The organism is Amycolatopsis sp. NPDC004772, from assembly GCF_053601215.1.
In genome coordinates this window covers 66,502-72,501 of the sequence record NZ_JBSGBK010000041.1, presented here as the reverse complement: position 1 = coordinate 72,501, position 6,000 = coordinate 66,502, and the positions used below count along the sequence as shown (strand labels likewise).

Here is a 6,000-nt window from a genome sequence, read left to right as displayed (position 1 = left end):
GTTTTTTGTTTTTTATTAGCTCCGTGCCGCCCCCCCCGCGGGGGGGGGGGGTTTGTTGTTTTTCGGGTTTCCCCCCCCCCCCCCCCCCCCCCCCCCCCCGCCGCCGCGGTAGGAGGCCTTCGGCGGAACTGGTGTTACTTGGCGTCGGCCTTCTCGGCGTCGGCCGGCTTGTCACCCTCGGCGGGCTTGGCGGCCTCGTCTTCCTTGACGACGATCAGGCTGATCTTGCCGCGGTTGTCGATGTCGGCGATCTCGACGCGGAGCTTGTCGCCCACGTTGACCACGTCCTCGACCTTGGCGATCCGCTTGCCGTTGCCCAGCTTGGAGATGTGCACCAGGCCGTCCTTGCCCGGCAGCAGCGAGACGAACGCGCCGAACGCGGCCGTCTTCACCACGGTGCCGAGGAAGCGCTCGCCGACCTTGGGCAGCTGCGGGTTGGCGATGGCGTTGATCTTGTCGATCGCCGCCTCCGCCGACGGGCCGTCGGCCGCGCCCACGTAGATCGTGCCGTCGTCCTCGATGGAGATGTCGGCGCCGGTCTCCTCGGTGATCGAGTTGATCATCTTGCCCTTCGGGCCGATGACCTCGCCGATCTTGTCGACCGGGATCTTCACGGAGGTGACGCGCGGCGCGAACGGGCTCATCTCGTCCGGGCCGTCGATCGCCTCGGCGATGACCTCGAGGATGGTGTTGCGGGCGTCCTTCGCCTGCTTCAGCGCGGCCGCGAGGACCTCCGACGGGATGCCGTCGAGCTTCGTGTCGAGCTGCAGCGCGGTGATGATGTCCTTGGTGCCGGCGACCTTGAAGTCCATGTCGCCGAGGGCGTCCTCGGCGCCGAGGATGTCGGTCAGCGCGACGTAGCGGGTCTCGCCGTCGACCTCGTCGGAGACCAGGCCCATCGCGATGCCCGCGACCGGCGCCTTCAGCGGCACGCCGGCGTTGTACAGCGCCATGGTGGACGCGCAGACCGAGCCCATCGACGTCGAGCCGTTGGAGCCCAGCGCCTCGGAGACCTGGCGGATCGCGTACGGGAACTCGTCGCGCTTCGGCAGCACCGGCACCAGGGCGCGCTCGGCGAGCATGCCGTGGCCGATTTCGCGGCGCTTCGGCGAGCCGACGCGGCCGGTCTCACCGGTGGAGAAGGGCGGGAAGTTGTAGTGGTGCAGGTAGCGCTTGGTCGTCTCCGGGGAGAGCGAGTCGATCTGCTGCTCCATGCGCAGCATGTTCAGCGTGGTGACGCCCAGGATCTGGGTCTCGCCGCGCTCGAACAGCGCCGAGCCGTGCGCCCGCGGGATCACCGCGACCTCGGCCGCGAGCGACCGGATGTCGGTGAGGCCGCGGCCGTCCATGCGGATCTTCTCCGTGAGGACGCGCTGGCGCATGATCTTCTTCGTCAGGGCCTTGAACGCCCCGCCGATTTCCTTGTCGCGGCCCTCGAAGGCTTCGCCCTCGCCGAGGCCGACCTTCTCCAGGACGGCGGCCTTGACCTCGTCGGTCGCGGCGTCGCGGTCCTGCTTGCCGGCGATCTGCAGGGCGCGGGCCAGGTCGTCGGTCGCGATGGCGGCGACGGCCTCGTAGACGTCCTGCTGGTAGGCCGGGTAGACCGGGAATTCGCCGGTCGGCTTGGCGGCGTCGGCGGCCAGGCGCTGCTGCGCCTCGCACAGCGACTTGATGAACGGCTTGGCGGCTTCGAGGCCCTCGGCGACCGAGGTCTCGTCGGGCGCCTTGCCGCCGGCGGCGATCAGGTCGAGCGTGTGCTCGGTGCCCTCGGCCTCGACCATCATGATGGCGACGTCGTCCCCGACGATGCGGCCGGCCACGACCATGTTGAAGGTGGCCTTCTCCAGCTGCGACCAGGTCGGGAACGCGACCCACTGGCCCTCGATCAGCGCGACGCGCACGCCGCCGACCGGGCCGGAGAACGGCAGGCCCGCGATCTGGGTCGACGCCGACGCGGCGTTGATGGCCAGCACGTCGTACGGGTCGTCCGGGTTGAGGCTCTGGACGGTGATGACGACCTGGATCTCGTTGCGGAGACCGTCGGTGAACGACGGGCGCAGCGGGCGGTCGATCAGGCGGGCGGTGAGGATCGCGTCGGTCGACGGGCGGCCCTCGCGGCGGAAGAACGCGCCGGGGATGCGGCCCGCGGCGTACATGCGCTCTTCGACGTCGACGGTGAGCGGGAAGAAGTCGAAGTGCTCCTTCGGGTGCTTCGACGCGGTCGTCGCCGAGAGCAGCATGGTCTCTTCGTCGAGGTACGCGACCACGGCGCCGGCGGCCTGCTTGGCCAGGCGGCCCGTCTCGAAGCGGACGGTGCGGGTGCCGAACCGGCCGTTGTCGATGACGGCTTCGGTCTCGTGCACGGTGACTCCGGTGGAGTCGGTCATAGGGTGTTTCTCCTCTTTAGTTCCTTCGTACGACGCGAGTCTCCCACCCTGGGACCCGTTTCGCCTGAGGACGCTCGAGGAATGAGGCCGGTCTTCGATCGAAGCTCCCGGGACGCTTCCCGGGAACCACTACCGAGGACCGGCGGACGGACCCTCGTGCGCGCTCGCGCCGTTTGTGGCGAGGGGGAGCGACCGCGTGGTCACTCCCCCTCGGGTAAAGCTATCGGCGCAGGCCGAGGCGCTGGATCAGCGCACGGTAACGCTCGATGTCCACCTTCATCACGTAGTTCAGCAGCCGGCGGCGACGGCCGACCAGCAGCAGGAGCCCGCGACGCGAGTGGTGGTCGTGCTTGTGAGCCTTGAGGTGCTCGGTGAGGCCGACGATGCGCTTGGTGAGCAACGCCACCTGGGCCTCGGGGGATCCGGTGTCCGAGTCGTGCACGCCGTACTCGGCCAGGATCGACTTCTTCTCTTCGGTGGACAGCGCCACTTGTGTTGCTCCTCGAAATAATCAGTGCCGTGCGGCCCCGGACGCCGGTTGCACGCCGGGAAGACGGTCACGGCCGCCACGGACTGCAGCCGGACCCGATCGTTGAGGTTACCAGCCCGCTGAACTGCGTCTTCAGCCGCGGTCCAGCTCGAAGGAGCGGGCCACGGAGTAGCGGGGACCACCCCGCTCGCGCTCGCTGGTCATCAGCGCCACTTCGGTGGCTTGCCAGCGCCGGCTGGTGAAGCTCGTGAGGCGTTCGGTCCAACGCGCGGCGAGCCCGGGTTCTTCCCGGGGGAACCGCGCGAGCGTCAGGTGGGCCCGGTAGGGCCTCGGGTCGGCACCGGCGCCCGCGGCGTTCGCGAGCGGCGTCAGCTCCGGTCCGGCGACAGTCAACCACAGCACCCCGGGGAACGTCGCGGCCTTTTCCAGCCGGACGTCGACGGCCGGGCGGCCGGCCAGCCGCTCCCCCAGCCAGTCAGCGCGGGTCTGGACGTCGTCCGGCCCGTAGTAGGCGAGGGTGATGTGCCAGCGCTCCGGCGGCTCCCAGCGCAGGCCGTCGCCGGTCTCGCCGAGGGCCGCGGCGAGTTCGGCCACGACGTCCTCCGGCGGGAGCAGCGCGCTGAACAGGACCGGCATCAGGCGCCGTTGCCCGCCCGGCGGAGCAGGTCGGCGATGGCCGGGAAGTCGTCGTCGAGGCGCTTGGCGGCCTCGCCGAGGTCCTCGTCTTCGGCCAGGTCGCGCAGGTAGGCGAGGACCTTCTGGTCTTCGTTGACGACCGGGATGTTGTCGCGGCCGACGGTGGGCCGGGAGTCGCGGACGTCCTCCATCGCGGCCAGCATCGCGTCGCGGTTGCCGGCGGCGACCTCGGGCACCAGGATCTTGCGCTCGAGCATGATCATCCTGGCCAGCACGACCGGGTTGCCGATCTTCGCCCGCCGTCCGCTCATCACCTGGCTGAGCATGGGGGCGCTGATCCCGAGGACCTCGGCCAGGAACGCCTGCGAAACGTCGAACGCGACGACGAGCCGGCGCACGCGGTCACCGAGCGGCTCCCCGTACCACTCGCGCTGCAACGCGATGTTCCGCTGGACGATCTTGTGGTCCTCCACCAGCTCCCCTTTTTTCGCGCACACCGTCCGTGAGCATCTTGCCATCGCTGCCCGGTTCGTGGACGCGGAATCCCCTATTCGTCCCCGGTCAGGGCGTCCGGGGGCAGTTCGAGTGCCTTCCTGGTCTCGACCACGTCGTCGTCGATCTGCGCGACGAGCCCGGCCGAGTCGGCGAACCGCACCTGGTCGCGCAGCCGCGTCACGAAGTCGATGGCCACGTGCTGGCCGTAGAAGTCCTCGTCGACGTCGAGGACGAAGGCCTCGACCGTCCGCTCGCGCCCGGAGAACGTCGGGTTGGTGCCGACCGAGACGGCGGCGCGCAGCCGGCGCGCCGGGTCGGCCGAACGGGTGAACCACGCGCTGTAGACGCCGTCGGCCGGGACGGCGGCGAAGCGCGGGGTCGACAGGTTCGCCGTCGGGTAGCCGAGCTCGTGGCCCCGGCCGTCGCCGCGGACGACGATGCCTTCGAGGCGGTGCGGGCGGCCGAGCGCTTCGGCGGCGGCGACCACGTCACCGGCGTCGATGCAGGACCGGACGTACGTGCTGGAGAAGGTGATCGCCGACTGGTCCTCTTCGGACAGTTCCTTGCCCTGCAGCTCGGCGCCGTACGCGGCGAAGCCGAACCGGCGGCCGAGGGTGCGCAGCAGCTCGACGTTGCCGGCCGCCTTGGCGCCGAAGGTGAAGTTGTCGCCGACGATCACCGCGGCCGCGTGCAGCCGGTCGACCAGCACCTCGTGCACGAACTCCTCCGGCTGCAGCCGGGACAGCTCGAGGGTGAACGGCAGCACGCAGAAGACGTCGACGCCGAGGCTTTCGACGATCTCGGCCTTGCGCCGCAACGTCGTCAGCTGCGCCGGGTGGCTGCCCGGGCGCAACACCTCCGACGGGTGCGGGTCGAACGTCACCATGACGCTCGGCAGACCGCGCTCGGCGGCCGCCGCCACCGTCCGGCTGATCAGCTCCTGGTGCCCGCGGTGGACACCGTCGAACACGCCGATGGTGACCACGCACCGGCCCCAGCTGCCGGGAAGGTCCCCCAGCCCACGCCACCGCAGCACGTCACACTCCCGTCTCTCGAGCCCACCCTAGGCGGGCAGCAACACGACCACCGCGCGGGACACGCCTTGTTCGTCGGCGGCCAGGGCGAGCACCCGGCCGTCGGGACCGAAGAGCCCGTAGGTGCCCTCGAGCCCGGCCGCCGGGATGCGCTGCCCGTGGCGGACCGCCTTCGCCGTGGCGGCGTCGAGGTCGCGGCGCGGAAACGCGGCGGCGACGGCGGCGTCGAGGTCGAGACTCAGTTCGGGCTGCTCTTCGAGCTGGTCGAGGGTCCTCGCCTTGGCGAGGGTGAAGGGGCCGACGGTGGTGCGCCGGAGCGCCTTCAGGTGACCGCCGACGCCGAGGTCGGCACCGAGGTCGCGGGCCAGCGCGCGGACGTAGGTGCCGGAGGAGCACTCGACGACGGCGTCGACCTCGACGTGGTCGTCCTCGTGGCGGACGGCGAGGACGTCGAAGCGGTAGACGGTGACCGGCCGGGCCGGGATGACGACGTCCTCGCCGGCGCGGACGCGGGCGTAGGCGCGCTTGCCGTCGATCTTGACCGCGCTGACCGCGCTGGGCACCTGCTGGATGTCGCCGGTCAGCTTGGCGACGCCGGCGGCGATGTCTTCGTCCTTCACGGCCGCGGTCCCGGCGGTGGTGAGGACTTCGCCCTCGGCGTCGTCGGTCGTGGTGCTGCTGCCGAGGCTGAGGGTGGCCAGGTAGGTCTTGCGGTCCAGGGCCAGGTGGCCGAGCAGCTTGGTGGCGCGCTCGATGCCGAGCACGAGCACGCCGGTCGCCATCGGGTCGAGCGTCCCCGCGTGCCCGACCTTGCGGGTCCCCATGATCCGCCGGGCGCGCGCGACGACGTCGTGGGACGTCATGCCGGCGGGCTTGTCGACGATGAGGAGGCCGGGAGGCGGGGCGGGACGGCGGGGCGGTTTCGGGCTCGGCACGCGGCAAACCCTAGCGGCCGCTC

At 70.8% G+C, this 6,000-nt stretch carries 6 protein-coding genes; all 6 read right to left on the bottom strand.

The window, feature by feature from the left end; translation table 11 throughout:
* Positions 1 to 134: 134 nt before the first annotated feature.
* The 6 genes from ACWEF6_RS24140 to truB all read right to left on the bottom strand — a co-directional run bounded on the left by ACWEF6_RS24140 (position 135) and on the right by truB (position 5,977).
* Positions 135 to 2,387 carry a polyribonucleotide nucleotidyltransferase gene (locus ACWEF6_RS24140; RefSeq protein ID WP_449685018.1) on the bottom strand — a complete coding sequence of 751 codons (2,253 nt, stop codon included), beginning with the start codon at positions 2,385 to 2,387 and terminating at the stop codon, positions 135 to 137.
* A gap of 220 nt (positions 2,388 to 2,607) precedes the next feature.
* Positions 2,608 to 2,877 carry a 30S ribosomal protein S15 gene (rpsO, locus tag ACWEF6_RS24135; RefSeq protein WP_003084034.1) on the bottom strand — a complete coding sequence of 90 codons (270 nt, stop codon included), beginning with the start codon at positions 2,875 to 2,877 and terminating at the stop codon, positions 2,608 to 2,610.
* Between the two features lie 132 nt (positions 2,878 to 3,009).
* Positions 3,010 to 3,513 (bottom strand): RNA 2',3'-cyclic phosphodiesterase, encoded by a 504-nt coding sequence (gene thpR / locus ACWEF6_RS24130; RefSeq protein ID WP_449685017.1) that lies wholly within the window; start codon positions 3,511 to 3,513, stop codon positions 3,010 to 3,012.
* Positions 3,513 to 3,986, bottom strand: a complete 474-nt coding sequence (locus ACWEF6_RS24125) for a helix-turn-helix transcriptional regulator (protein ID WP_310972580.1) — start codon at positions 3,984 to 3,986, stop codon at positions 3,513 to 3,515. The genes thpR and ACWEF6_RS24125 overlap by 1 nt, the downstream gene beginning before the upstream one ends.
* A gap of 74 nt (positions 3,987 to 4,060) precedes the next feature.
* The gene (locus ACWEF6_RS24120; RefSeq protein WP_449685016.1) at positions 4,061 to 5,044 is read right to left on the bottom strand and encodes a bifunctional riboflavin kinase/FAD synthetase; all 984 of its coding nucleotides are present in this window, start codon (positions 5,042 to 5,044) and stop codon (positions 4,061 to 4,063) included.
* A 27-nt stretch (positions 5,045 to 5,071) separates the two neighbouring features.
* Positions 5,072 to 5,977 carry a tRNA pseudouridine(55) synthase TruB gene (gene truB, locus ACWEF6_RS24115; RefSeq protein ID WP_449685015.1) on the bottom strand — a complete coding sequence of 302 codons (906 nt, stop codon included), beginning with the start codon at positions 5,975 to 5,977 and terminating at the stop codon, positions 5,072 to 5,074.
* Between the last annotated feature and the right edge of the window lie 23 nt (positions 5,978 to 6,000).